Annotated in this window: 33 protein-coding genes; all 33 read left to right on the top strand. The window is 61.9% G+C overall.

Features of this window, described 5'->3' with window-relative positions; all coding sequences use genetic code 11:
- Positions 1 to 9: 9 nt before the first annotated feature.
- The 33 genes from rplC to ABAC460_RS29325 all read left to right on the top strand — a co-directional run bounded on the left by rplC (position 10) and on the right by ABAC460_RS29325 (position 21,779).
- Positions 10 to 738 (top strand): 50S ribosomal protein L3, encoded by a 729-nt coding sequence (rplC, locus tag ABAC460_RS29170; RefSeq protein ID WP_023452143.1) that lies wholly within the window; start codon positions 10 to 12, stop codon positions 736 to 738.
- A 2-nt stretch (positions 739 to 740) separates the two neighbouring features.
- A complete protein-coding gene (gene rplD, locus ABAC460_RS29175; RefSeq protein WP_023452144.1) occupies positions 741 to 1,373 on the top strand; it encodes a 50S ribosomal protein L4 in 633 nt (210 codons plus the stop codon).
- A gap of 3 nt (positions 1,374 to 1,376) precedes the next feature.
- Positions 1,377 to 1,673, top strand: coding sequence for a 50S ribosomal protein L23 (locus ABAC460_RS29180; protein ID WP_023452145.1), 297 nt, complete (start codon positions 1,377 to 1,379; stop codon positions 1,671 to 1,673).
- Between the two features lie 15 nt (positions 1,674 to 1,688).
- Entirely contained in the window at positions 1,689 to 2,525 is an 837-nt protein-coding gene (gene rplB, locus ABAC460_RS29185; RefSeq protein WP_023452146.1) for a 50S ribosomal protein L2, read from the top strand.
- Between the two features lie 2 nt (positions 2,526 to 2,527).
- Positions 2,528 to 2,806: a 30S ribosomal protein S19 gene (rpsS, locus tag ABAC460_RS29190; RefSeq protein ID WP_023452147.1), complete on the top strand. Its 279-nt coding sequence runs from the start codon at positions 2,528 to 2,530 to the stop codon at positions 2,804 to 2,806.
- 1 nt (position 2,807) lies between these two features.
- A complete protein-coding gene (gene rplV, locus ABAC460_RS29195; protein ID WP_006273896.1) occupies positions 2,808 to 3,191 on the top strand; it encodes a 50S ribosomal protein L22 in 384 nt (127 codons plus the stop codon).
- Positions 3,191 to 3,952, top strand: coding sequence for a 30S ribosomal protein S3 (rpsC, locus tag ABAC460_RS29200; protein WP_023452148.1), 762 nt, complete (start codon positions 3,191 to 3,193; stop codon positions 3,950 to 3,952). Before rplV ends, rpsC begins: the two co-directional genes overlap by 1 nt.
- 3 nt (positions 3,953 to 3,955) lie before the next feature.
- A complete protein-coding gene (gene rplP / locus ABAC460_RS29205) occupies positions 3,956 to 4,390 on the top strand; it encodes a 50S ribosomal protein L16 (protein ID WP_023452149.1) in 435 nt (144 codons plus the stop codon).
- A gap of 5 nt (positions 4,391 to 4,395) precedes the next feature.
- Positions 4,396 to 4,602, top strand: coding sequence for a 50S ribosomal protein L29 (rpmC, locus tag ABAC460_RS29210; RefSeq protein WP_006273899.1), 207 nt, complete (start codon positions 4,396 to 4,398; stop codon positions 4,600 to 4,602).
- Positions 4,603 to 4,615: 13 nt separating this feature from the next.
- Complete coding sequence (rpsQ, locus tag ABAC460_RS29215) at positions 4,616 to 4,855, top strand: 30S ribosomal protein S17 (RefSeq protein WP_006273900.1); 240 nt, start codon at positions 4,616 to 4,618, stop codon at positions 4,853 to 4,855.
- A gap of 12 nt (positions 4,856 to 4,867) precedes the next feature.
- On the top strand, positions 4,868 to 5,236 hold the full coding sequence (gene rplN / locus ABAC460_RS29220) for a 50S ribosomal protein L14 (protein ID WP_006273901.1): 369 nt from the start codon (positions 4,868 to 4,870) through the stop codon (positions 5,234 to 5,236).
- Positions 5,236 to 5,550 (top strand): 50S ribosomal protein L24, encoded by a 315-nt coding sequence (gene rplX / locus ABAC460_RS29225; protein WP_023452150.1) that lies wholly within the window; start codon positions 5,236 to 5,238, stop codon positions 5,548 to 5,550. Before rplN ends, rplX begins: the two co-directional genes overlap by 1 nt.
- On the top strand, positions 5,543 to 6,103 hold the full coding sequence (rplE, locus tag ABAC460_RS29230) for a 50S ribosomal protein L5 (protein ID WP_023452151.1): 561 nt from the start codon (positions 5,543 to 5,545) through the stop codon (positions 6,101 to 6,103). Before rplX ends, rplE begins: the two co-directional genes overlap by 8 nt.
- Before the next feature lie 20 nt (positions 6,104 to 6,123).
- On the top strand, positions 6,124 to 6,429 hold the full coding sequence (gene rpsN, locus ABAC460_RS29235; protein ID WP_031236406.1) for a 30S ribosomal protein S14: 306 nt from the start codon (positions 6,124 to 6,126) through the stop codon (positions 6,427 to 6,429).
- A 15-nt stretch (positions 6,430 to 6,444) separates the two neighbouring features.
- A complete protein-coding gene (gene rpsH / locus ABAC460_RS29240) occupies positions 6,445 to 6,843 on the top strand; it encodes a 30S ribosomal protein S8 (protein ID WP_006273905.1) in 399 nt (132 codons plus the stop codon).
- A gap of 36 nt (positions 6,844 to 6,879) precedes the next feature.
- Positions 6,880 to 7,413 (top strand): 50S ribosomal protein L6, encoded by a 534-nt coding sequence (gene rplF, locus ABAC460_RS29245; RefSeq protein ID WP_023452153.1) that lies wholly within the window; start codon positions 6,880 to 6,882, stop codon positions 7,411 to 7,413.
- A gap of 3 nt (positions 7,414 to 7,416) precedes the next feature.
- A complete protein-coding gene (gene rplR, locus ABAC460_RS29250) occupies positions 7,417 to 7,770 on the top strand; it encodes a 50S ribosomal protein L18 (protein ID WP_023452154.1) in 354 nt (117 codons plus the stop codon).
- A gap of 10 nt (positions 7,771 to 7,780) precedes the next feature.
- On the top strand, positions 7,781 to 8,356 hold the full coding sequence (gene rpsE, locus ABAC460_RS29255; protein ID WP_023452155.1) for a 30S ribosomal protein S5: 576 nt from the start codon (positions 7,781 to 7,783) through the stop codon (positions 8,354 to 8,356).
- Positions 8,357 to 8,359: 3 nt separating this feature from the next.
- Entirely contained in the window at positions 8,360 to 8,536 is a 177-nt protein-coding gene (gene rpmD / locus ABAC460_RS29260; RefSeq protein WP_023452156.1) for a 50S ribosomal protein L30, read from the top strand.
- A 141-nt stretch (positions 8,537 to 8,677) separates the two neighbouring features.
- On the top strand, positions 8,678 to 9,157 hold the full coding sequence (gene rplO / locus ABAC460_RS29265; protein WP_023452157.1) for a 50S ribosomal protein L15: 480 nt from the start codon (positions 8,678 to 8,680) through the stop codon (positions 9,155 to 9,157).
- A 118-nt stretch (positions 9,158 to 9,275) separates the two neighbouring features.
- Entirely contained in the window at positions 9,276 to 10,658 is a 1,383-nt protein-coding gene (gene secY, locus ABAC460_RS29270; RefSeq protein ID WP_031236407.1) for a preprotein translocase subunit SecY, read from the top strand.
- A complete protein-coding gene (locus ABAC460_RS29275) occupies positions 10,655 to 11,239 on the top strand; it encodes an adenylate kinase (protein WP_023452159.1) in 585 nt (194 codons plus the stop codon). Before secY ends, ABAC460_RS29275 begins: the two co-directional genes overlap by 4 nt.
- A 237-nt stretch (positions 11,240 to 11,476) precedes the next feature.
- Entirely contained in the window at positions 11,477 to 11,845 is a 369-nt protein-coding gene (rpsM, locus tag ABAC460_RS29280) for a 30S ribosomal protein S13 (RefSeq protein WP_023452160.1), read from the top strand.
- 10 nt (positions 11,846 to 11,855) lie between these two features.
- Positions 11,856 to 12,245 carry a 30S ribosomal protein S11 gene (rpsK, locus tag ABAC460_RS29285; RefSeq protein ID WP_006273914.1) on the top strand — a complete coding sequence of 130 codons (390 nt, stop codon included), beginning with the start codon at positions 11,856 to 11,858 and terminating at the stop codon, positions 12,243 to 12,245.
- Between the two features lie 83 nt (positions 12,246 to 12,328).
- Entirely contained in the window at positions 12,329 to 13,345 is a 1,017-nt protein-coding gene (locus tag ABAC460_RS29290; RefSeq protein WP_006273915.1) for a DNA-directed RNA polymerase subunit alpha, read from the top strand.
- A 239-nt stretch (positions 13,346 to 13,584) separates the two neighbouring features.
- Positions 13,585 to 14,001: a 50S ribosomal protein L17 gene (gene rplQ, locus ABAC460_RS29295; RefSeq protein ID WP_023452161.1), complete on the top strand. Its 417-nt coding sequence runs from the start codon at positions 13,585 to 13,587 to the stop codon at positions 13,999 to 14,001.
- Positions 14,002 to 14,222: 221 nt separating this feature from the next.
- Positions 14,223 to 14,378: a hypothetical protein gene (locus ABAC460_RS49545; RefSeq protein WP_023452162.1), complete on the top strand. Its 156-nt coding sequence runs from the start codon at positions 14,223 to 14,225 to the stop codon at positions 14,376 to 14,378.
- A 128-nt stretch (positions 14,379 to 14,506) separates the two neighbouring features.
- Positions 14,507 to 15,736: an alkaline phosphatase family protein gene (locus ABAC460_RS29300; protein ID WP_023452163.1), complete on the top strand. Its 1,230-nt coding sequence runs from the start codon at positions 14,507 to 14,509 to the stop codon at positions 15,734 to 15,736.
- A 16-nt stretch (positions 15,737 to 15,752) separates the two neighbouring features.
- The gene (locus ABAC460_RS29305) at positions 15,753 to 16,358 is read left to right on the top strand and encodes a hypothetical protein (RefSeq protein WP_023452164.1); all 606 of its coding nucleotides are present in this window, start codon (positions 15,753 to 15,755) and stop codon (positions 16,356 to 16,358) included.
- Positions 16,359 to 16,438: 80 nt separating this feature from the next.
- Positions 16,439 to 17,716 (top strand): TCR/Tet family MFS transporter, encoded by a 1,278-nt coding sequence (locus ABAC460_RS29310; protein ID WP_023452165.1) that lies wholly within the window; start codon positions 16,439 to 16,441, stop codon positions 17,714 to 17,716.
- The gene (locus tag ABAC460_RS29315) at positions 17,713 to 18,075 is read left to right on the top strand and encodes a DUF1801 domain-containing protein (RefSeq protein WP_023452166.1); all 363 of its coding nucleotides are present in this window, start codon (positions 17,713 to 17,715) and stop codon (positions 18,073 to 18,075) included. The genes ABAC460_RS29310 and ABAC460_RS29315 overlap by 4 nt, the downstream gene beginning before the upstream one ends.
- An 88-nt stretch (positions 18,076 to 18,163) precedes the next feature.
- Positions 18,164 to 19,582 carry a Do family serine endopeptidase gene (locus tag ABAC460_RS29320; RefSeq protein ID WP_023452167.1) on the top strand — a complete coding sequence of 473 codons (1,419 nt, stop codon included), beginning with the start codon at positions 18,164 to 18,166 and terminating at the stop codon, positions 19,580 to 19,582.
- Between the two features lie 259 nt (positions 19,583 to 19,841).
- A complete protein-coding gene (locus ABAC460_RS29325; protein WP_023452168.1) occupies positions 19,842 to 21,779 on the top strand; it encodes a M61 family metallopeptidase in 1,938 nt (645 codons plus the stop codon).
- The last annotated feature ends 68 nt before the right edge of the window (positions 21,780 to 21,847 follow it).

The raw sequence follows: 21,847 nt of genomic DNA on the forward strand, positions 1-21,847 counted from the left end.
GCGACCAGCATGCGTACAGGTTTGATCGCCAAGAAGCTGGGTATGACGCGTTACTTCGATGCCGAAGGTTCGCACGTCCCCGTAACCGTGCTCTCGCTCGACGGCTGCCAGGTCGTTGCCCAGCGCACTGAGGCCAAGGACGGCTATGTTGCTCTGCAACTGGGTGCCGGTACCAAGAAGGCCAAGAATACCTCGAACGCCGAGCGCGTTCGTTTCGCCAAGGCTCAGGTCGAGCCGAAGGCCATCCTGACGGAATTCCGCGTTTCCGAAGAGAACCTGATCGACATCGGTGCCGAGTTCACCGCCGATCACTTCATCGCAGGCCAGCGCGTCGATATCCAGGGTGTCACCATCGGTAAGGGTTTTGCCGGCGCCATGAAGCGCTGGAACTTCGGTGGTCTGCGCGCAACCCACGGCGTTTCGGTCTCGCACCGTTCGCATGGTTCGACGGGCCAGCGTCAAGATCCGGGCCGTACCTTCCCGGGCAAGAAGATGGCCGGTCACTACGGCGTCGAAACCGTCACCACCCTGAACCTGGAAGTCGCCCGCATCGATGCGGAACGTGGCCTGGTGTTCATCCGTGGTGCCGTCCCTGGCGCGGAAGGCTCTTATGTCAAGATTCGCGACGCGGTGAAGAAGGCGGCTCCGGCCGGCCTGAAGTTCCCGGGCGCAATCAAGTCCAATGCCGCTGCGGCGCCTGTCGCTGAAGAGGCCCCGGCTGAAGAGGGCGCGGAATAATCATGAAACTCGACGTCATTAAACTCGACGCTTCTGCCGCTGGTTCGGTCGAACTTTCGGATCTCGTTTTCGGGATCACCGACATTCGCGCCGACATCCTGCACCGCGTCGTCAACTGGCAGTTGGCCAAGCGCCGCGCCGGTACCCACAAGGTTCAGACCCGTAACGAAAATTCGCGCACGGGTAAGAAGATGTACAAGCAGAAGGGCTCCGGCGGCGCTCGTCATGGTTCGCGCCGTGCCCCGCAATTCGTCGGCGGCTCGCGCGCCTTTGGTCCGGTCGTGCGTTCGCACGCTTTCGACCTGCCCAAGAAGGTCCGTGCCCTGGGTCTGCGTCACGCCCTGTCGTCCAAGGTGAAGGATGGCGCCTTGATCGTTCTCGATCAAGCTGTCGTCGCCTCGCCGAAGACCTCCGCCCTCAAGGCTTCCTTCGAGAAGCTGGGCCTCAACAACGCCCTGTTCATTACGGGCGCCGAGGTCGACACCAACTTCGCGCTCGCTTCGCGCAACATCCCCAACATCGACGTGCTGCCGACGGCAGGCCTGAATGTCTATGACATCCTGCGCCGCCATAAGCTGGTGCTGACGACGGCGGCGGTTGAAGCTATCGAAGCCCGCTTCGCTGTGGAGGCCTAAGTCATGGCTGCTACCATCCGCAATTTCGACGTCCTGCTGGCGCCGCACATCACCGAAAAGTCGACCCTGCTGTCCGAGCAGAACAAGGTTGTCTTCCGCGTTGCGCTCGACAGCTCCAAGGACGAAGTCGCTTCGGCCGTCGAAGCCATCTACGACGTCAAGGTCACCAAGGTGAACACCATTGTCACCAAGGGTAAGACCAAGCGTTTCAAGGGTATCAAGGGCCGCCGGAACGACATCAAGAAGGCGATCGTGACGCTGGCTGAAGGCCAGTCCATCGACGTCTCGACCGGTCTGTAAGGGAAGGCTCGCACAATGGCATTGAAACAGTTCAACCCAACGTCGCCGGGCCGCCGCCAGCTTATCCTGGTGGACCGCTCCGAGCTGCACAAGGGCAAGCCCGAAAAGTCGCTGGTCGAAGGTCTGACCAAGTCCGGCGGCCGTGGCGCCGGCGGCCGTATCGCCGTCCGTTTCCGCGGCGGTGGCGCCAAGAAGCTTTACCGCATCGTTGATTTCAAGCGTCGCAAGCTTGACGTCGTCGGCACGGTCGAGCGTCTGGAATACGACCCGAACCGCACCGCCTTCATCGCGCTGATCAACTACGCCGATGGCGAAAAGGCCTATATCCTGGCCCCGCAACGCCTCAAGGCCGGCGACCAGATCATCTCTTCGGAGAAGGTCGACGTGAAGCCGGGCAACGCCGCGCCGCTGCGCAGCCTGCCGATCGGCACGATCATCCACAATGTCGAGCTGAAGCCCGGCAAGGGTGGTCAGCTGGCCCGTTCGGCCGGCGCCTATGCTCAGCTGGTCGGCCGTGACGCCGGCTACGCCCAGATCCGTCTCGGTTCGGGCGAGTTGCGTATGGTTCTTGACGCGTGCATCGCCACCGTCGGCGCCGTGTCCAACCAGGACCACATGAACATCAACCTGGGCAAGGCTGGCCGCAAGCGTCACATGGGCTTCCGCCCGCACGTCCGCGGCGTCGCCATGAACCCGGTCGACCACCCGCACGGTGGTGGTGAAGGCAAGACCTCAGGCGGCCGTAACCCGGTAACCCCGTGGGGTGTTCCCACCAAGGGCCGCAAGACTCGTTCCAACAAGGCGACGGATAAGTACATCATCCGCTCGCGTCACGTTAAGAAGGCTCGCTAACCATGGCTCGCTCCGTTTGGAAAGGCCCCTTCGTGGATGGCCACCTTCTCAAGAAGGTGGAAACCGCGCTCAATTCGGGTCGCAAGGAAGTCGTCAAGACCTGGTCCCGCCGGTCGGTCATCATGCCGCAATTCGTCGGCGCGACCATCGGTGTCTACAACGGTCAGAAGCATGTCCCGGTTCTCATCAACGAGGACATGGTCGGCATGAAGCTCGGCGAATTCTCGCCGACGCGCAACTTCCCCGGTCACGCCGCCGACAAGAAGGCGAAGAGGAAGTAACATGTCGCAGACCAAGAATCCGCGCCGCGTCAACGCTAACGAAGCCCGCACCAAGCTGGTTTCCGTGCGCATCTCGCCGCAAAAGCTCAACCTGGTTGCCGCCTCGATCCGCGGTCTCAAGGTCCAGCGCGCTCTGAACGAGCTGGAATTCTCGCGCAAGCGTATCGCCAAGGACGTCCGCAAGGCGCTCTATTCGGCGATCTCGAACGCCGAAAACAACCACAACCTCGACATCGACAACCTGGTTGTCGCCGAGGCCTATGTGGGCAAGGGCCTGGTCATGAAGCGTTTCGCTTCGCGTGCCCGCGGTCGTTCCTCGCGTATCATGAAACCCTTCTCCGAACTGACGATCGTCGTTCGTGAACTTGGCCAGGAGGCTGCGTAATGGGTCAGAAAGCCAATCCGATCGGCCTTCGCCTCGGCATCAACCGCACCTGGGACAGCCGTTGGTTCGCCCAGCGTCAGGAATACGCCAAGCTGCTCCACCAGGACCTGCTGATCCGCAAGGTGCTGAAGGAAAAGCTGAACGCCGCCGGCGTTTCGCGCATCATTATTGAGCGTCCGCACAAGAAGTGCCGCATTACCATCTACGCCGCCCGTCCGGGCGTCGTGATCGGTAAGAAGGGCGCCGACATCGACAAGCTGCGCAAGGACGTTTCCGTCATCACCGACGGTGAAGTGTTCCTGAACCTGGTCGAAGTCCGCAAGCCGGAAGTCGATGCGCAACTGGTCGCCGAGTCGATCGCTCAGCAGCTGGAGCGCCGTGTGGCCTTCCGCCGCGCCATGAAGCGTTCGATCCAGTCGGCCATGCGTCTGGGCGCCAAGGGCATCCGGATGAACCTGTCGGGCCGTCTCGGCGGCGCCGAAATCGCCCGTATGGAATGGTACCGCGAAGGCCGCGTGCCTCTGCACACCCTGCGCGCCGACATCGACATGGGTTTCGCTGAAGCCCTGACCACCTACGGCATCATCGGTGTCAAGGTGTGGATCTTCAAGGGCGAAGTCCTGGAGCATGATCCGTCGGCTCAGGACAAGCGTTGGGCCCAGGAAGCTTCGGGTCCGTCGTCGAGCGACCGTCCCGAGCGTTCGGACCGCGGCGATCGCAACAATCGTGGCCCGCGCCGCGACCGCAACAAGGAGAACTAAGTCATGATGCTCCCCAAGCGGACAAAGTACCGCAAGGCGTTCAAGGGCCGCATCCACGGTAACGCCAAGGGTGGTTACACCCTGAACTTCGGTTCGTATGGTCTGAAGACCGTCGAGCCCGAGCGTCTCACCGCCCGTCAAATCGAAGCCGCCCGCCGCGCCATCACCCGTCAGATGAAGCGTCAAGGCCGCGTCTGGATCCGCATTTTCCCGGATCTGCCCGTCACCGGCAAGCCGGCTGAAGTGCGGATGGGTAAAGGTAAGGGCGCTGTCGACTTCTGGGCCGCGCGCGTTCACCCGGGCCGTATCCTGTTTGAAATCGACGGCGTGCCCGACGACATCGCGCGTGAAGCGCTGCGTCTCGGCGCTGCCAAGCTGCCTGTCTCCACTCGCGTCGTGACCCGTCTCGACGCCGGTGTCGCAGCGGCTGCGGAGTAAGAGAAATGACCAAGATTGCCGATTTTCGTGTCATGACCCCGGACCAGCTGCATGAGCAGCTGCTGAACCTGAAGAAGGAGCAGTTCAACCTGCGCTTCCAGAAGGCCACCGGCTCGTTCGAAAAGACCCACCGCGTTGGCGAGATCCGCAAGGACATCGCGCGCATTCAATCCCTGGTGACGGCCCAAAAGGCCGCCGCCAAGTCCGCCTAAGAGGATTTAGACCATGCCCAAGCGCATTCTCGAAGGTCTGGTCGTCTCCGATAAGGGCGACAAGACTGTGGTCGTGAAGGTGGAACGTACGATTCTGCATCCCGTTCTGAAAAAGACGGTGCGGAAGTCCAAGCGTTACCATGCCCACGACGAAAACAACGCATACAAGACCGGTGAGAGCATCCGCATCATCGAATGTGCGCCGAAGTCGAAGCTGAAGACGTGGGAAGTTCTCCCGCGCGAAGCCAACTAAAGGAAGTTTGATATGATTCAGATGCAAACTAACCTGGAAGTTGCCGACAATTCGGGCGCTCGCCGGGTCATGTGCATCAAGGTGCTGGGCGGCTCTAAGCGCCGCTACGCCTCGGTGGGCGACCTGATCGTCGTGTCGGTCAAGGAAGCCATCCCGCGCGGCCGTGTCAAGAAGGGCGACGTTCTGCGCGCCATCGTCGTGCGCACGTCCAAGGATATCCAGCGCAAGGACGGTTCGGTGATCCGTTTCGACACCAACGCCGCTGTCATCGTCAACAAGTCGAGCGAGCCGATCGGCACGCGTATCTTCGGGCCTGTGCCGCGTGAACTGCGCGCCAAGAACCACATGAAGATCATCTCGCTGGCTCCGGAGGTCATCTAATGGCTGCCAAGATCAAAAAGGGCGACTCGGTTGTCGTTCTGACCGGCAAGGACAAGGGCCGTCGCGGCACTGTCACCAAGGTCCTCCCCGAAGACGGCCGCGTGGTCGTCCAGGGCGTCAACATGGTTCAACGCCACACCCGTCCGTCGCAAGGCAATCCTAACGGCGGCATCATCAACAAGGAAGCGTCGCTGCACGTTTCCAACGTCGCCCACGTCGACGCCAACGGCAAGCCGACCCGCGTCGGTTTCAAGATTGAAGGCGACAAGAAGGTGCGTTTCGCCAAGACGACGGGAGATGTCATCAATGGCTGATACTGAAACCTACATTCCTCGTGCCAAGCAGGTCTATCTCGATACGATCCGCGCCGCGTTGAAGGAAGAGTTCGGCTATACGAACGAAATGCAGGTCCCCAAGCTCGACAAGATCGTCGTGAATATGGGTATCGGCGAAGCCACTGCGGACTCCAAGAAGGTCAATTCGGCCATCAAGGACCTGGCGGCCATCACCGGTCAGAAGCCGGCTCCGACGCGCGCCCGTCAATCCATCGCCGGCTTCAAGCTGCGCGAAGGCATGGTGGTCGGCGCCAAGGTGACCCTGCGCAAGGACCGTATGTACGAGTTCATGGACCGTCTGATCACGATCGCTCTGCCGCGCGTGAAGGACTTCCGTGGCCTGAACGGCAATTCGTTCGACGGCCGCGGCAACTACGCCATGGGTCTGAAGGAGCACATCGTGTTCCCGGAGATCAACTACGACCAGATCGACCAGATGTGGGGCATGGACATTGTCGTCTGCACCACGGCCACGAGTGACAAGGAAGCCAAGTCGCTTCTGAAGCACTTCCAGTTCCCGTTCACCGCGTAAAGGACGGGTAGAGAAAGCACATGGCAAAGAAATCCGCTGTCAATCGTAACGAGATGGTCAAGAAGCTGGTGGCGCAATACGCGTCCAAGCGCGAGGCCCTCAAGGCCAAGGCCAACGACGAATCGCTGCCGCTCGAAGAGCGCTTCGACGCCCGTCTGAAGCTGGCCAAGCTGCCGCGCAACTCGGCTCCGACCCGCATTCGCAACCGCTGCGAAGTGACCGGCCGTCCGCGCGCCTATTATCGTAAACTTCACATGAGCCGGATCGCGCTCCGGAAGCTGGGCAATGAAGGCCAGATTCCGGGCCTGACCAAGGCCAGCTGGTAAGGGGAGGGTACACATATGTTCGTCAACGATCCCCTCAGCGATATGATCGCCCGCATCAAGAACGGCGCCATGCGCAGCCGCTCCAAGGTGCTGACCCCGGCCTCGAAGCTGCGTGCCCACGTCCTGGACGTGCTGCGCGACGAAGGCTATATCCGCGGCTATGAAGTCCTGGAGACCCCGGGTGAGTTCCCGCAGTTCGAAATCGAACTGAAGTACTTCGACGGTCAGCCGGTCATCGCGGAAATCGCCCGCGTGTCCAAGCCGGGCCGTCGCGTCTATTCGTCGATCAAGGACCTCAAGCCGATCAAGAACGGCCTGGGTATCTCGATCCTGTCGACGCCGAAGGGCGTCATGTCTGACACTGCCGCCCGCGATGCTAACGTCGGTGGCGAAGTTCTCTGCCGCGTCTACTAAGCGGCAGCGGACACTTAAGGCACAAAAGGTTATATAATGTCTCGTATCGGCAAGAAGGCCATCCCGGTTCCCAACGGCGTCAATGTGACGCTGTCGGGCCAGGATGTCGCCGTCAAGGGCCCCAAGGGCCAACTGTCCTGGAAGGTCGTCGAGGAAATCGAAGTCCGTCAGGAAGGCAATGTCCTGCACATCAGCCCGCGCGGCGAAACCCAGCGCCACAAGGCGATGTGGGGCCTGTCGCGCACCCTGATCGCCAACATGGTCAAGGGCGTCACCGACGGCTATGAAGTGACCCTCGAAATGGTCGGCGTCGGTTACCGCGCCGCCTTGAAGGGCGCCAACCTGTCGCTGCAGCTCGGCTTCTCGCACGATGTCGACATCGTGCCGCCGGAAGGCGTCAAGTTCGAAGTGCCGAAGCAGACCGAAGTCAAGATCATCGGCATCGACAAGCAGGTCGTCGGCGAACTGGCCGCCAAGATCCGCAAGATCCGTCCGCCCGAGCCCTACAAGGGCAAGGGTGTCAAATACGCCGGCGAAAAGGTTCGCCGCAAGGAAGGCAAGAAGAAGTAAGCCATGGCCCTCTCTCCTCGTCAGCAACTGGCGCGTCGCGCCCAGCGCAACCGCACCCGTCTCAAGAAGCTCTCCAACGGCCGTCCGCGTCTGTCGGTCTTCCGTTCGGACAAGAACATCTATGCCCAGGTCATCGACGACGCCAGCGGCGTCACGATCGTCTCCGCTTCGTCGCTGGAAGGCGACAAGAAGCAGGGCAGCAACGCAGCGGCCGCGACCGAAGTCGGCAAGCTGGTTGCCCAGCGTGCAATCGAAAAGGGCGTCTCGGACGTCGTGTTCGATCGTGGCGGCTACATCTATCATGGTCGGGTGAAGGCGCTGGCGGAAGCCGCGCGTGAAGCCGGTCTCAACTTCTAAGGATATCCGAATGGCCCGTCCCAGCGATAACCGCGGCGACCGTCGCGACCGTACCGAGGAGCCCTCGGAGTTTGTCGAGAAGCTCGTCGCCATCAACCGCGTTGCTGCCACCGTCAAGGGTGGTCGCCGCTTCTCCTTCGCCGCTCTGATGGTCGTCGGCGACCAGAAGGGCCGCGTCGGCTACGGTCACGGTAAGGCCCGTGAAGTGCCGGAAGCGATCCGCAAGGCAACAGAAGAAGCCAAGAAGTCGTTGATCCGCGTTCCGCTTCGCGAATCGCGCACGCTGCACCACGATGGCTACGGCCGTTGGGGCGCCGGCAAGATCCAGATGCGCGCGGCCCCTCCGGGCACCGGCGTCATCGCGGGTGGTCCGATGCGTGCCGTTCTCGAAACCCTGGGCGTCTCGGACGTCGTGGGCAAGTCGATCGGTTCCTCGAACCCCTACAACATGGTGCGTGCGACGTTCGAAGCGCTGAAGGTTCAGTCTTCGCCGCGTCAAATCGCGTCCAAGCGTGGCAAGAAGGTCGCCGACCTGCTGCAGCGCCGTAACGATGGCGCTTCGTCGCCGGAAGCTCTGGAGGGCTAAGTCATGGCCACGATCAAAGTAAAGCAGACCGGTTCGCCGATCCGCCGCACCAAGGACCAGCGCGCCACCCTGGCTGGCCTGGGCCTGAACAAGATGGGCCGCGTCTCCGAACTGGAAGACACCCCGTCGGTCCGCGGCATGATCGCCAAGGTCCACCACATGGTGCAAATCGTCGAGTAATCGTCAGATTACGAACGAAAATACAGATCGAGGCGCGGATTGTCTGCGCCTCGATTTGACTTTTAGAGAATTTGGCGGCATAGCCGCCACAGATTTAGAGCCGAGTAGGGCATAGCCCTGCGCAATCCAAGGAATAGGCATATGACCAAGCTGAACGAAATTCGCGATAACGAAGGCGCCACCAAGAACCGCATGCGTGTCGGCCGTGGCCCGGGCTCGGGCAAGGGCAAGACCGCCGGCCGTGGTGTCAAGGGTCAGAAGTCGCGTACCGGCGTCAGCCTGCTGGGCTTCGAAGGCGGCCAGATGCCGCTGTACATGCGTATGCCGAAGCGCGGTTTCAACAACCCGTTCGCCCTGAAGCTGGCCGAAGTCAACCTGTGGCGCCTGCAGGACGCCGTTGACGCCGGCAAGCTGGACGCTTCCAAGCCGGTCGACGGTGCTGCCCTGGTGGCCGCCGGCGTGATCCGCCGCGAACTGGACGGCGTCCGCGTGCTGGGCGAAGGCGAGCTGAAGGCCAAGCTGGACCTGACCGTGTGGTCAGCGACGGCCTCGGCGGTCAAGGCCGTGGAAGCGGCCGGCGGCAAGCTGACCCAGAAGCGTCCGGCAAAGACCGAAGCCTAAGTTGACCTTTCACTAAGCCTACCCCATATGGGGCGAGGGCGGTTGGAAGGTCGCGGGAATCGCGCATTCGGCTGTCCTCTCCCATTTTGGTTAAGACTTTCCGGGTTTTGAGGACTTTATGGCATCTGCTGCTGAACAACTTGCGGCCAATATGAATTTCGGGGCCTTCGCCAAGGCCAAGGATCTGCACAAGCGGCTCCTGTTCACATTAGGTGCGCTGATCGTTTACCGTCTGGGGACCTATGTGCCCCTGCCGGGCATCGACCGTCAGGCGTTCGACAACTTCTTCCAGAATAACCAGAATGGTATTTTTGGGATGATGAACATGTTCGGCGGCGGGGCCATCGAACAGATGGCCGTCTTCGCGCTGAACCTGATGCCCTATATTTCGGCCTCGATCATCGTCCAGCTCATGGGCTCGGTCTATGGTCCGTGGGAAAAGCTGCGCAAGGAAGGCGGCGAAGCCGGCCGCAAGCAGCTGAACCAATATACCCGTTACCTGACTGTGATCTTGGGCCTGGTACAGGCTTTCGGCATCGCCTTTTCGCTCTATCGTGGCGGCCTGGTGCTGGACGGCCTCAGCGAGCCCCTGTTCCTGGCTTCGGCGACCATCACCCTGACCGCCGGCACGCTGTTGCTGATGTGGCTGGGTGAGCAGATCACCGCCCGCGGGATCGGCAACGGGTCTTCGATGATCATCTTCGCCGGTATCGTCGCGGTGCTGCCGCGAACGGTCGGCAACCTGTTCAACATGGGTTCCACTGGCGACCTGCAGGCACCTGTCCTGGTTGGGATCCTGGTCCTGCTGCTGGCCTGTGTGGTCTTTATCGTCTTTATGGAGCGCTCGCAGCGTCGTCTGCGCGTGCAGTATCCCAAGCGTCAGGTTGGTAACCGCATTGTCGGCGGCGAAAGCTCGTTCATGCCGCTGAAGGTCAATACGGCCGGTGTCATTCCGCCGATCTTCGCGTCGTCTCTGCTGCTGATGCCGACCTCGGTTGCCGCCTTCTTCAACCAGAATGCCGGTGCGGATCAGCCGGAGTGGATGCGCGTCGTCGGCCAGGTGGCCGGCACCCTGACGCACGGCAATCCTATCTTTACCGCGCTGTACGCCTTCCTGATCATCTTCTTCTGCTTCCTGTACACCTCGCTGGTGTTCAATCCGGAAGAGACGGCGGAGAACCTGCGCAAGTACGGTGGCTTCCTGCCCGGTATCCGTCCGGGCAAGCGAACGGCGGAATATCTCGATCACGTCCTGACGCGAATCACCGTCGTCGGCGCCTTCTACATCACCACCGTCTGTCTGCTGCCGGAGTTTCTGATCGCCAGCCTGGGTAACACCTTCTATTTCGGCGGTACGTCGATCCTGATCGTTGTGACCGTGACCATGGATACGGTGGCGCAGATTCAATCCCATCTGCTGGCGCACCAGTATGACGGGCTGATCAAGAAATCGAAGTTGAAAACAGGCGCGAAATCGCCTGCACGGGGAGCGCTGCGATGAATATCATCCTGTTCGGACCGCCGGCGGCGGGGAAGGGGACCCAGGCCAAGCGGCTGGTCGCGACACGCGGCATGGTCCAACTCTCGACGGGCGACATGTTGCGGGCGGCGATCGCCTCCGGCTCCGAGCTGGGAACGCGGGTCAAGACGATCATGGATACGGGCGGCCTGGTGTCGGACGCCATCGTGATCGACCTGATCAAGGAAAATCTGCCGCGGGCCGAAGCCGCCGGCGGCGCGATCTTCGACGGCTTTCCGCGCACCGTTGCCCAGGCTGAGGCGCTGGACGCCATGCTGGGCGGCCGCGGCGCCAAGATCGACAAGGTCGTGCGCCTGAAGGTCGACGAGCAGGCCCTGATCGAACGTATCGAGACGCGCTTCCAGCAGGAAGGCCGCGCCGACGACAACCCCGAATCCTACAAGGTGCGCCTGGCAGCCTACAACGCCCAGACCGCGCCGCTGCTGCCCTACTATGCGGCGCAGGGCAAGCTGTATGAAATCGACGGCATGGGCGCCGTCGACGACATCGCGGCCCGCGTCGAAGACGTGCTGGGCAAGACCGAATCCGCCACGACCGTCTAGTGGCGCAGTTGAGTTTCCGGCCTGTTTAAACCGGCTGGATAGTAAGACCGTAAAAAATGGCTTGCTTTTTTTGCGGATTAACCCATTGACGGGAGCGAAAACCCTTCTATAAGGGCAGGCTTCCGCGAAATGACGCGTACGCGCCTTGAACCGGCCGGATGGCAGGATCAGGGAGGCTTACGTGTCGTCTTTTCGTTTTACAGGTGCGCCTGCCGGCGCATTTCAGGAGATTACCTCGTGGCCCGTATTGCTGGCGTCAACATACCGACCAACAAGCGCGTGATCATCGCGCTTCAATATATCCATGGCATCGGCCCCAAGAAGGCCGAAGAGATCGTGCAGAAGGTTGGCATCGAAGACGCCCGCCGTGTCAACCAGCTGTCGGACGCTGAAGTGCTGCAGATCCGTGAAACCATCGATCGTGACTATACGGTCGAAGGCGATCTGCGCCGTGAAGTTTCGATGAACATCAAGCGCCTGATGGACCTGGCCTGCTACCGCGGCCTGCGTCACCGTAAGGGCCTGCCTGTCCGCGGCCAGCGTACCCACACCAATGCCCGCACGCGCAAGGGCCCGGCGAAGCCCATCGCCGGCAAGAAGAAGTAAGGATTAGCCCATGGCCAAGGACACTTCCCGCGTTAAAAAGCGCGAACGCAAAAACATCACTTCGGGCGTGGCGCATGTCAACGCTTCGTTCAACAACACGATGATCACCATCACCGACGCGCAGGGTAATGCCGTGTCGTGGTCGTCGGCCGGCGCCATGGGCTTCAAGGGGTCGCGCAAGTCGACCCCGTACGCCGCCCAGGTTGCAGCCGAAGACGCTGGCAAGAAAGCCATCGAACATGGTGTCAAGACGCTGGAAGTCAGCGTTGCCGGTCCGGGTTCGGGCCGTGAATCGGCTCTGCGCGCCCTGCAGGCGGTTGGTTTCACCATCACGACCATTCGTGACGTGACGCCGATCCCGCACAATGGCTGCCGTCCGCCGAAGCGTCGTCGCGTTTAATACATTCTCCGAATTTTTTCGTCGCTCCGCCCGGGCTGTTTGTTTAGGGCGGGGCGACATCTCCTGTTCTTAAAGGGACGTCAATGATCGAAAGAAACTGGCAACAGCTTATTCGTCCCGAGAAGCCACAAGTCGAAGCCGGCACCGATGCTTCGCGCAAGATGCGTCTTGTCGCGGAGCCCCTGGAGCGTGGTTTTGGCGTGACCCTCGGCAACGCGCTGCGTCGCGTCCTCCTGTCGTCGCTGCAAGGCGCGGCCGTCACCTCCGTCCAGATCGATGGCGTGGTGCACGAATTCTCTTCCATCGAAGGCGTCCGTGAGGACGTGGTCGACATCATCCTGAACATCAAGCAACTGGCCCTGCGCATGCATGCGGAAGGCCCGAAGCGTATGGTGCTGCGCGCCTCCGGCGCCGGCCCGGTGACCGCCGGCCAGATCGACGTCCCCGCCGATATCGAAGTGCTGAACCCGGATCACGTGATCTGCACCCTGGACGAAGGCGCTTCGGTGCGCATGGAGTTCACGGTTCAGAACGGCAAGGGCTATGTCGCTGCCGACCGTCTGCGTCCGGAAGATGCGCCGATCGGCCTGATCGCCGTCGACGCCCTGTATTCGCCGGTGAAGAAGGTCGCCTACCGCGTCGAGCCGACCCGTCAGGGCCAGTCGCTGGACTATGACAAGCTGATCCTCGACGTCGAAACCAACGCCGCCGTGACCCCGGTTGACGCCGTCGCCTTCGCCGCCCGCATCCTGCAAGACCAGCTCCAGATCTTCATCACCTTCGAAGAGCCGAAGGCGCCGGTCGTGGAAGAGGGCAAGCCCGAGCTGCCGTTCAACCCGGCTCTGCTCAAGAAGGTCGACGAACTGGAACTGTCGGTCCGTTCGGCCAACTGCCTGAAGAACGACAACATCGTCTATATCGGCGACCTGATCCTGAAGACCGAGAGCGAAATGCTGCGTACGCCGAACTTCGGCCGCAAGTCGCTCAACGAAATCAAGGAAGTTCTGGCTTCGATGAACCTGTCGCTGGGGATGGATATCCCGAACTGGCCGCCGGAAAACGTCGAAGACCTGGCGAAGAAGTTCGAAGATCAAATCTAAGATCTTCCAATCTGTTGAGGAAGCCGGATGGGGAAACCCCTCCGGCTTTCCCTTTTTATAGGAGAAGCTTTTTCTCCGACTTGCCGCGAAGGACCAAAACCTTGTCGCGGCAATTTCCGGGTTCGCCCGGACGTCCGAAGCGGGCAGGGGCCGTCGGCCCTTCTGACCTTTGCCTTCGGGCTCGATTTTGGGGCCGCGCCTGAGCCATCAGCGCCACGCGGTCTTATGGAGAGATACACATGCGTCACGGTCATGGTCACCGCAAGCTCGGCCGCACCACCTCGCACCGCATCGCGATGTTCGCCAACATGGCGGCTTCGCTGATCAAGCACGAACAAATCGTCACCACTCTGCCGAAGGCCAAGGAACTGCGTCCCTTCGTCGAGAAGCTGGTGACCCTGGGCAAGTCGGGCTCGCTGCACGATCGCCGCATCGCCATCTCGCGCGTCCGTGACGTGCCGCAGGTCGCCAAGCTGTTCGACGTTCTGGCCAAGCGCTATGCCGACCGCAACGGCGGCTATATCCGCATCCTGAAGGCCGGCTATCGTCATGGCGACAACGCCCCGATGGCCATCATCGAATTCGTCGACCGTGACGAATCGGAAAAGGGCAAGGATTCGGGGCCGGTGTTCGAAGTCGCCGGCGACGAAGAATAGGCTGCGATTTTTCAGCAGGATTTCAGAAGGCCTCCGGATGCTTCCGGAGGCCTTTTTCTTTACCGCGCGTTTAGATATCTTTCGGTTGAGTTAACAACCCTGTGATGTTTCGTCAGCAACCGTTATTTCCGCAATTGCGAAATCCGGGTTAGCGTACAGGTGCGGTCGACCAGGACAGAAGGCCGCAATCCCTTTTCACTGCTCACCTGAAGGAGGCCGACATGACCGACGAAGCCCTGTTGGAAGCCCCCATCGATGAGACGCAAGATGCGTCCGGCGATATGGCCCTGAGTGACTCGCTGACGCTGGAAGCGTCGGGCGAGGGCGTAAAACTCTATTCCTCCCCGGTACTGGACCGTATTCGCGCCAGCGATTGATGGTCAGGTTCCAAAGATGACATTGCAGCCCCCGGTCCCTGACCGGGGGTTTTGTTTTGGAACGAGGTGAAAGCGTCGCAAACCTGTGGCAAGACGTGTGGTTTCAGACGTACCGACATGAGTGCCGCATGCGCTATCTGCTTCCTCTGGTTTTGATTTTCCTGATGGTTACCGGTTGCGCTTCGGTGCCGCAGCACCGGACGGAAACGCCGCTGCTGATCCTGGTGTCGATCGATGGCTTCCGGGCCGACTATCTGGAGCGCGGCGTCACGCCCAATCTCAAGCGTCTGGCCGAAACCGGGGCGAGTGGACCTATGCGGCCGTCCTTTCCGTCCCTGACCTATCCCAACCATTATACCCTGGTCACGGGGCTGCGTCCGGATCACCACGGCGTCGTCAACAATACGATGCGCGATGACGGCCAACCGGGTGTCACCTTCAGGATGGCCAACCGCGCGGCGGTCGAGGACGCCTTCTGGTGGGCCGGCGGCAAACCGGTGTGGGTCAGCGCCGAAGAGCAGGGCATGCATGCCGCCACCCTGTTCTGGCCAGGATCGGAAGCCCCGAACCATGGAGTCAGGCCGAGCTACTGGTTCACCTACAATGAAGACCTGCCGCTGCCGGAACGCGTCAGCACGATCCTGGGGTGGGTCGATCTGCCGCCGGAGCAAAGGCCGGGCTTCATGACCTTGTACTATTCGGACGTCGACCATGCCGGCCATGATTTCGGTCCCGACAGCCCGGAGGTCGATGCCGCCCTGGCCCGGGTCGATGCTTCGATCGGGGCCTTGCTGGACGGGTTGAAGGCGCGGGGGCTGGAGGGCAAGGTTCACGTGATCATCGTGTCCGATCACGGCATGGCCAAACACCGGCCGGAGACCTTTGTCAAACTGGCCGATCTGCTGCCGCCCGACAGCGCCGATATGCTGGGCGGGCAGGTGGCGGGATTCAACCCGAAACCGGGTCATGAAGCCGAGGTCGAGGCCATATTGCTGAGGCCGCACGATCACATGACCTGCTGGCGCAAGGCGAAGATGCCAGTGCGTTTCCGCTATGGCCGCCATCCGCGCGTGCCGAAGATCAACTGCCTGGCCGATGTCGGCGGCTATATCGTGGCTCCGTCCGGCGACGGCTGGATGCCGAAGCCCGAAGGCGGCAGTCACGGCTACGATCCCGATGCCGTCGAGATGCGGGCCATCTTCATCGCCAGCGGTCCGGGAATCAAGCCGGGCGTGAAGCTGAAGCTGTTCGACAATGTCGATGTCTATAGCCTGGAGATGGCGCTGCTTGACCTGAAGCCCGAAGCCTCGGATGGTACCCTGCGCACCTTCCGGCCGGCCTTGCGTGACCGAAAATAGCAGACGTCGTTGAGCCATGAACCTGGATGCCCTCGTCAGGGATCGCATAAAGCCGACGCTCGATCATGCGGGTTTCAAGGCCAGGGGGCGGACGTTCCGGCGAACGACCGATGGCTTTGAGCACCTGATGGAGGTTGGCCGGGGGCAGCGGTCTATGGAGGGCAGGTTCTGCATCACCCTGTATGCCCATCCGCGGGTCAGCGGCTACCCGGGGCTGCCGGAATTTCCGCTCCGCTCGGGCGATTACTGGCTGAGTCACAGGCTGACACCCGCCGGGCTGGACGATCAGTGGTGGCCGGTTGACCCTTTAAGTTCGAGCGATGGCGATCAGATCATGGGGCTGATCGAGGGGGGCCTGGCTGAGTGGTTTTCCGATCTGCAGTGTCTGTCGCGTTTCTCCGCCGACTGGTTTCGGCGGATGTGGACGCTGGATCACGCAGCGGCAAGGCTGGGCCTGTTGCCGGCGCGGCTGGCCTATCTGCAGGCGGCTGTTTTTGCCGAACAGGGCAAGACCGATGTTGCCGGAAACGTCGCCGAGACGGCCTATGAGCAGGCGGGGCCTCGTGCGGTGATGCTTCAGGCGTGGATCCGGCAGTTCCAGTCGGGCCTCGCGGACTGCTGACTCCTTCTGGCGGCGGAGGCCTATCCCGCCACCAAGATTTCCTCTAAGGCTGTCGGACCATTGCAGGGGACACACACCGCATGTCGGACAAGCTCAAGGCCGCCGCACCTTTCATCCTGGTGACCGTCTTTCTCGACATGCTGTCGATCGGGGTGATCATTCCCGTCCTGCCGCGTCTTATCGAAGACTTCGTCGGTTCGATTTCGTCGGCCGGGCTGTGGACAGGCATTTTCGGTTCGGCCTGGGGGACGGCGCAGTTCATCTTTTCACCGATCCAGGGCGGCCTGTCCGACAGCATAGGACGGCGGCCGGTCGTGCTGTTCTCCAATTTCGGCACAGGGGTCGACTTCCTGTTCATGGCGCTGGCGCCGGGGCTGTGGTGGCTGCTGGTCGGGCGGATCATCTCCGGCATGACCTCGGCCAGCATCTCGACCGCCTATGCCTATATGAGCGATGTCACGCCGCCGGAAAAGCGCGCCGGCGTCTTCGGCATGATGGGCGCGGCCTTTGGCATCGGCTTTGTCGTCGGACCAAGCCTGGGCGGCGTGCTCGGAGAATTCGGCCACCACGTGCCGTTCCTGGTCGATCATGGCTGGGAAGACCGGCTGCCCTTCTTCTTTGCCGCCTGCCTGAGCCTGCTGAACTTCGTCTACGGCTTCTTCGTTTTGCCGGAATCCCTGCCGAAGGATAAGCGCAAGCCTTTCAGCATGCGCACGTCCAACCCGCTGGGGGCGTTCCAGTTCCTGGCTAAGTCGAGCCAGGTCCTGCGCCTGTCGGTCATGTACCTGATGATGATGTTCGCCCAGTCGGTCTTTCCGACGACGACCGTGCTGTATTGCGCCTATCGCTTCGGCTGGGGACCGTTCGAGGTCGGGCTGATGCTGGCCGTGGTCGGTGTCTGCTCGGCCATTGTCCAGGCCGGCCTGACCGGGATCATCGCCAAGAAGATCGGTGAGCGAAAGGCGATGTATCTGGGGCTGTTCTGCGGCATGATCGCTTTTATCGGCTATGGCCTCGCGCCGAGCTGGGAGTGGTTTGTGGCGACGATCCCGATCGGCGCCTTGTGGGGGCTGGCGACGCCCAACATCCAGGCGCTGATGTCGTCCAAGGTCGATCCGAAAGAGCAGGGGACACTGCAGGGCGCCAATATGAGCCTGTCGGCCATGTCGACCGTCTTCGCGCCGATCCTATTCGGTGTCACGCTTTCGGCGGTGACCCATCCCGGCGTGGCCAAGTGGCTGAGCGGTTCGGCCTTCTGGGTTGCGGCGCTGTTCATGGTGTTCTCGCTGCTACTGGCGGCCGGGGTGAAACAGTCGCTGAAGGTCGAACGTCCCGCCGATGGCGGAGCGGCGCATTGACGACGCCGGACGCCCTGGTCGCCGGTCATCCGGCGCAGGCGGAAATCGAGGTCTTGCGCCGGTTGATCCTGGCGGCCGATCCGGCCATCGAAGAAGGCGTCAAGTGGAATGCGCCCAGCTATAGGTCGGGTGAATGGTTTGCGACCTTCCACCTTCGGGCCAAATCCGGTGTGCAGATCATCCTGCATCGCGGCGCCAAGGTCCGGGCCGACGGCATCGGTGGGATCGACGACCCGGAGGGGCTGTTGCAATGGTTGGATCCCAATCGGGCGTCGGTGAGTTTCGCCGATATGGCGCAGGTCGAAACCCGGGGCGGCGCTTTCCAGGCCATCCTGCGCCAATGGGTACGGCAACTGTAACGGATTAAGGCCTAAACACGGTTGGCCCGAGCCTTGATACTGCCGCATTGGTTCTTAAATCTGAGCCTCTGAATTTCAGGGGACTCCTATGAAGTCGCGTTTTATCTCCCTTCTGCCGGTGCTGGCCGTTCTGGTGGCCTGCGGGCCTGGCCATTCTCAGGACAACAAGACGTTTCAAGGGACCGGGTTCGGCAACGAACCGCGCCAGGTGCCGTCGTCCGCCGTCGGCATGAAGACCTCGTTCGCACCCGTAGTGCGCACCGTCGCTCCGGCGGTCGTTAACGTCTATGCCAAGGTACGGGTGCGCGAGAATGTCGATCCCTTCTGGCAGATGTTCGGCAACGGCGTGCCGCAATCGCGCACCGAAGGATCGCTGGGATCGGGCGTTATCGTGCGCAAGGACGGCATCGTCGTCACCAACAACCACGTCGTCGCCGGCGGCCAGACCTTCATGGTCGTCCTGAACGACCGCCGTGAATATTCGGCCAAGCTGCTGCTGTCGGATCCGCGCTCGGACCTGGCGGTGCTGAAGCTGGAGGCACCGGGCGAGACCTTCCAGACGATCGAGTTGAACGACGGCCGTGACCTGGAGGTGGGCGATCTGGTCCTGGCCATCGGCAATCCGTTCGGGGTGGGCCAGACCGTGACCAACGGCATTATTTCGGCGCTCAACCGCAGCAATGGCGAAGAGGGCAACTTCATCCAGACCGACGCCGCCATCAATCCCGGTAATTCCGGCGGCGCCCTGGTCGACATGAACGGCAAGCTGATCGGCATCAATGCCCAGATCCTGTCGCGCGCCGGCCAGTCGTCGGGTGTCGGCTTCGCCATCCCGGCGGCCATGGTCAAGCGCGTGGTCGACAGCGCCGCCGGCGGCGCCACCTCGCTCAAGCGGCCGTGGCTGGGCGCCAAGGGCGATACGGTGACCTCGGACATCGCCAAATCGCTGGGGATGGACCGGCCGGAAGGCGTGCTGGTGTCGGATGTCTACAAGGGTTCGGCCGCCGATCAGGCGGGACTGCAGACCGGCGATGTCATCCTGGCCATCAACGGTCAGGCGGTGAATGACGCCGGCGGGCTGCGCTACCAGATCAGCCTGTTGAACCTGAACCAGACGGCGAAGATCGAGGGGCTGCGCCAGGGCAAGCCGTTCAGCGTCAATGTCAAGGCCACGCCGCCGTCGGATTCGCCGCCGCGCGACGAGCGCCTGATCAAGGGCGAGAATCCTTTCGCCGGCGCCAAGGTGGTCAACCTGTCGCCTGCGGTCGCCGACGAGATCGGTGTCGATCCGTTCGACGCGCCCAGGGGGGTGATGATCTATTCCATCGAATCGGCGCGCACCTATGCTGCCGGGGTCGGTTTGCAGCCCGGCGACATCGTCCGCGAGGTCAATGGCAAAGTGATCAACACCTCGGGCGACCTGGACGCCGTGGCGAAGCAGGGCGCGCGGTCGTGGCGGATCAGCATCCAGCGCGGCGGGCGGATCATTACGGCGCAATTCAGTTAGGGCAGGGATGGGCGACTGTTTGTCGGCGGGGAGGGAACCCAGGCCACAATTGCGCAAGCCTGTTGACGATCTCGTCTACCTTGTACCCCTCCGCCGGCTTCGCCGGCACCTCCCCAGCCTCGCCGGCAGGCATCGTGGAGAGGAGGGCGTTTGTCATTTCCGTCGGCGACCGCCCTGCAGGATTTGGGAGCCCCATGAAAAGGTCTTTACAGAGCGAACTCCGCGTGAATAGTTCCTCGTGAAACTTCAGGAGGGTGGCATGAAGGCGATCGTGGCCGCGGTAGTGGCGTTTGGACTTGCGGCTGGCCCCGTCTCAGCGCAGGCCCCTGCCATGCCGGCGGCGCTGCCGCCCGGTCTGCCGGCGCCGCGGGATGTCGCTTTTCCCGGCACGATTCAGCTGTTTGTCGACGCCAGCGACACGGACCGCCACATCGTCCATATCCGCGAGGTCATCCCGGTGGCCCAGGCCGGGCGGCTGACCCTGCTGGTGCCGAAATGGCTGCCGGGGCACCATTCGCCCGCCGATACCGACCTGACCAAGATCGCCGGGCTGAAGGTCACCGCCGTCGGCCAGGTCCTACAGTGGACACGCGACTCGATTGAGCCGAACGCCTTTCATGTCGAGGTGCCGGCCGGCGTTACCGAGGTGACGGCGCAGTTTCAGTACCTGTTTCCGGTTCAGGAACGCGACGGCGAAATCCTGCATACCGACACCATGCTGGCCTTGCAGTGGACCGGCCAGAGCCTCTATCCCGCCGGCTGGTTCGCCCGCCGCATTCCGATCCAGTTGAACCTGACGCTGCCGAAGGACTGGCAATTTGCGTCGGCGCTGGAGACGGACGGGCGCAAGGGCGACGTCGTAATCTTCAAGCCGATTTCCTACGATCACTTCATCGACTCGCCGCTGATCGCCGGACAGTATTTCCGCACCTACGACCTCGATCCTGGCGCCAAGGTGCCGGTGAAGATGAACATCGTCGCCGACGACCCGAAAAACCTGGAGGTCCCTGACAAGGTCGTCGACATCCATCGCCGCGTCGTCCAGGAGGCCTACAAGCTGTTCGGGGCGAAGCACTATGACCGTTTCGATTTCCTGGTCACAGCTTCCGACACCGTCAGCATCGGGCTGGAGCACCACCGTTCGTCCGAGATCGGCGTCGAGCCGGACTATTTCCGCGAAGTGGCGGGCAAGGGCTTCGGCCGAAACATCATGGCCCACGAATACATCCATAGCTGGGACGGCAAGTTCCGCCGCCCGCAGGGCCAGTTCACCGGGGATTTCCAGGCGCCGATGCAGGACGAGCTTCTGTGGGTCTATGAAGGCGGCACCACCTACTGGACCTTTGTGATCGAGGGCAGGGCGGGGCTCTACACTTACGACCAGACCCTGCAGCAACTGGCGGCCAGCATGGCGGTCTATGACAACCTGCCGGCGCGGCAGTGGCGCAACCTGGTCGATACGACCTATGATCCGATTATCTCCAACCGCGAACCGAAATCGTGGACCAGCTGGCAGAGATCGGAAGACTATTATTTCGAAGGCGCGCTGATCTGGCTGGAGGCCGATACTCTGATCCGGGAGAAGACCGGCGGGAAAAAGTCACTGGATGACTTCGCGCGGGGATTCTTCGGCGTCCACGATGGTGCGTGGGACCCGATGGTCTATGGTTTCGACGACGTTGTGGCGGCCCTGAACGCCGTCTATCCTTACGACTGGGCGAACTTCCTGAAGGCGCGCACCACCCGCACTGGTGGCGGCGCCCCGCTCGAAAGCCTGGCGCGGGCGGGCTATCGCCTGTCCTACAGCGACACGCCGACCGACTACACGAAGTCGAATGAGGCAAAGCGCAATGTCGTTGGGCTGATGTACGGCCCGGGCCTGAGCGTCGCCAAGGATGGTGCGATCCGCGAAGTCATGTGGGACGGGCCAGCCTTCAAGCTGGGCCTGACGGCGAGCATGAAGATTGTCGCTGTCGACGGCCGCGGCTTTACGTCGGACCGTTTGAAAGACGCCCTGGTTGCGGCCCATGGCACGGACAAAAAGATTGAACTGTGGATGCAGGAAGGCGACCACTACCGTGTCGTAGTGCTCGATTACCATGAAGGACTGCGTTATCCGCGCCTGGAACGCATCGAAGGCAAGGCCGACGGGCTCAAGCCGATCTTCACCGCCTCTGATTCGGCGGCCCGAAAATAAAGCGAGACCGCCGGTTTCGCGCGCTCAGAACGCGAATTGCGTGACGATTTTGCAACGTCGACGTCTCT

The organism is Asticcacaulis sp. AC460 (assembly GCF_000495795.1).
GTDB lineage: Bacteria > Pseudomonadota > Alphaproteobacteria > Caulobacterales > Caulobacteraceae > Asticcacaulis.

What these genes read in the sequence shown, in the direction of transcription:
- rpsQ (WP_006273900.1), top strand. Translation starts at nt 4,616, where the DNA reads ATGCCCAAGCGCATTCTCGAAGGTCTGGTCGTCTCCGATAAGGGCGAC.
- ABAC460_RS29310 (WP_023452165.1), top strand. Translation starts at nt 16,439, where the DNA reads ATGTCGGACAAGCTCAAGGCCGCCGCACCTTTCATCCTGGTGACCGTC.
- rplX (WP_023452150.1), top strand. Translation starts at nt 5,236, where the DNA reads ATGGCTGCCAAGATCAAAAAGGGCGACTCGGTTGTCGTTCTGACCGGC.
- ABAC460_RS29320 (WP_023452167.1), top strand. Translation starts at nt 18,164, where the DNA reads ATGAAGTCGCGTTTTATCTCCCTTCTGCCGGTGCTGGCCGTTCTGGTG.
- rpsH (WP_006273905.1), top strand. Translation starts at nt 6,445, where the DNA reads ATGTTCGTCAACGATCCCCTCAGCGATATGATCGCCCGCATCAAGAAC.
- rpsN (WP_031236406.1), top strand. Translation starts at nt 6,124, where the DNA reads ATGGCAAAGAAATCCGCTGTCAATCGTAACGAGATGGTCAAGAAGCTG.
- rplQ (WP_023452161.1), top strand. Translation starts at nt 13,585, where the DNA reads ATGCGTCACGGTCATGGTCACCGCAAGCTCGGCCGCACCACCTCGCAC.
- ABAC460_RS29275 (WP_023452159.1), top strand. Translation starts at nt 10,655, where the DNA reads ATGAATATCATCCTGTTCGGACCGCCGGCGGCGGGGAAGGGGACCCAG.
- rplO (WP_023452157.1), top strand. Translation starts at nt 8,678, where the DNA reads ATGACCAAGCTGAACGAAATTCGCGATAACGAAGGCGCCACCAAGAAC.
- secY (WP_031236407.1), top strand. Translation starts at nt 9,276, where the DNA reads ATGGCATCTGCTGCTGAACAACTTGCGGCCAATATGAATTTCGGGGCC.
- rpsC (WP_023452148.1), top strand. Translation starts at nt 3,191, where the DNA reads ATGGGTCAGAAAGCCAATCCGATCGGCCTTCGCCTCGGCATCAACCGC.
- rpmC (WP_006273899.1), top strand. Translation starts at nt 4,396, where the DNA reads ATGACCAAGATTGCCGATTTTCGTGTCATGACCCCGGACCAGCTGCAT.
- ABAC460_RS29300 (WP_023452163.1), top strand. Translation starts at nt 14,507, where the DNA reads ATGCGCTATCTGCTTCCTCTGGTTTTGATTTTCCTGATGGTTACCGGT.
- rpmD (WP_023452156.1), top strand. Translation starts at nt 8,360, where the DNA reads ATGGCCACGATCAAAGTAAAGCAGACCGGTTCGCCGATCCGCCGCACC.
- rpsS (WP_023452147.1), top strand. Translation starts at nt 2,528, where the DNA reads ATGGCTCGCTCCGTTTGGAAAGGCCCCTTCGTGGATGGCCACCTTCTC.
- ABAC460_RS29325 (WP_023452168.1), top strand. Translation starts at nt 19,842, where the DNA reads ATGAAGGCGATCGTGGCCGCGGTAGTGGCGTTTGGACTTGCGGCTGGC.
- rplE (WP_023452151.1), top strand. Translation starts at nt 5,543, where the DNA reads ATGGCTGATACTGAAACCTACATTCCTCGTGCCAAGCAGGTCTATCTC.
- rpsE (WP_023452155.1), top strand. Translation starts at nt 7,781, where the DNA reads ATGGCCCGTCCCAGCGATAACCGCGGCGACCGTCGCGACCGTACCGAG.
- rplV (WP_006273896.1), top strand. Translation starts at nt 2,808, where the DNA reads ATGTCGCAGACCAAGAATCCGCGCCGCGTCAACGCTAACGAAGCCCGC.
- ABAC460_RS29290 (WP_006273915.1), top strand. Translation starts at nt 12,329, where the DNA reads ATGATCGAAAGAAACTGGCAACAGCTTATTCGTCCCGAGAAGCCACAA.
- rplN (WP_006273901.1), top strand. Translation starts at nt 4,868, where the DNA reads ATGATTCAGATGCAAACTAACCTGGAAGTTGCCGACAATTCGGGCGCT.
- rpsK (WP_006273914.1), top strand. Translation starts at nt 11,856, where the DNA reads ATGGCCAAGGACACTTCCCGCGTTAAAAAGCGCGAACGCAAAAACATC.
- rplB (WP_023452146.1), top strand. Translation starts at nt 1,689, where the DNA reads ATGGCATTGAAACAGTTCAACCCAACGTCGCCGGGCCGCCGCCAGCTT.
- ABAC460_RS49545 (WP_023452162.1), top strand. Translation starts at nt 14,223, where the DNA reads ATGACCGACGAAGCCCTGTTGGAAGCCCCCATCGATGAGACGCAAGAT.
- rplP (WP_023452149.1), top strand. Translation starts at nt 3,956, where the DNA reads ATGATGCTCCCCAAGCGGACAAAGTACCGCAAGGCGTTCAAGGGCCGC.
- rplR (WP_023452154.1), top strand. Translation starts at nt 7,417, where the DNA reads ATGGCCCTCTCTCCTCGTCAGCAACTGGCGCGTCGCGCCCAGCGCAAC.
- ABAC460_RS29305 (WP_023452164.1), top strand. Translation starts at nt 15,753, where the DNA reads ATGAACCTGGATGCCCTCGTCAGGGATCGCATAAAGCCGACGCTCGAT.
- rplD (WP_023452144.1), top strand. Translation starts at nt 741, where the DNA reads ATGAAACTCGACGTCATTAAACTCGACGCTTCTGCCGCTGGTTCGGTC.
- ABAC460_RS29180 (WP_023452145.1), top strand. Translation starts at nt 1,377, where the DNA reads ATGGCTGCTACCATCCGCAATTTCGACGTCCTGCTGGCGCCGCACATC.
- rplF (WP_023452153.1), top strand. Translation starts at nt 6,880, where the DNA reads ATGTCTCGTATCGGCAAGAAGGCCATCCCGGTTCCCAACGGCGTCAAT.
- rplC (WP_023452143.1), top strand. Translation starts at nt 10, where the DNA reads ATGCGTACAGGTTTGATCGCCAAGAAGCTGGGTATGACGCGTTACTTC.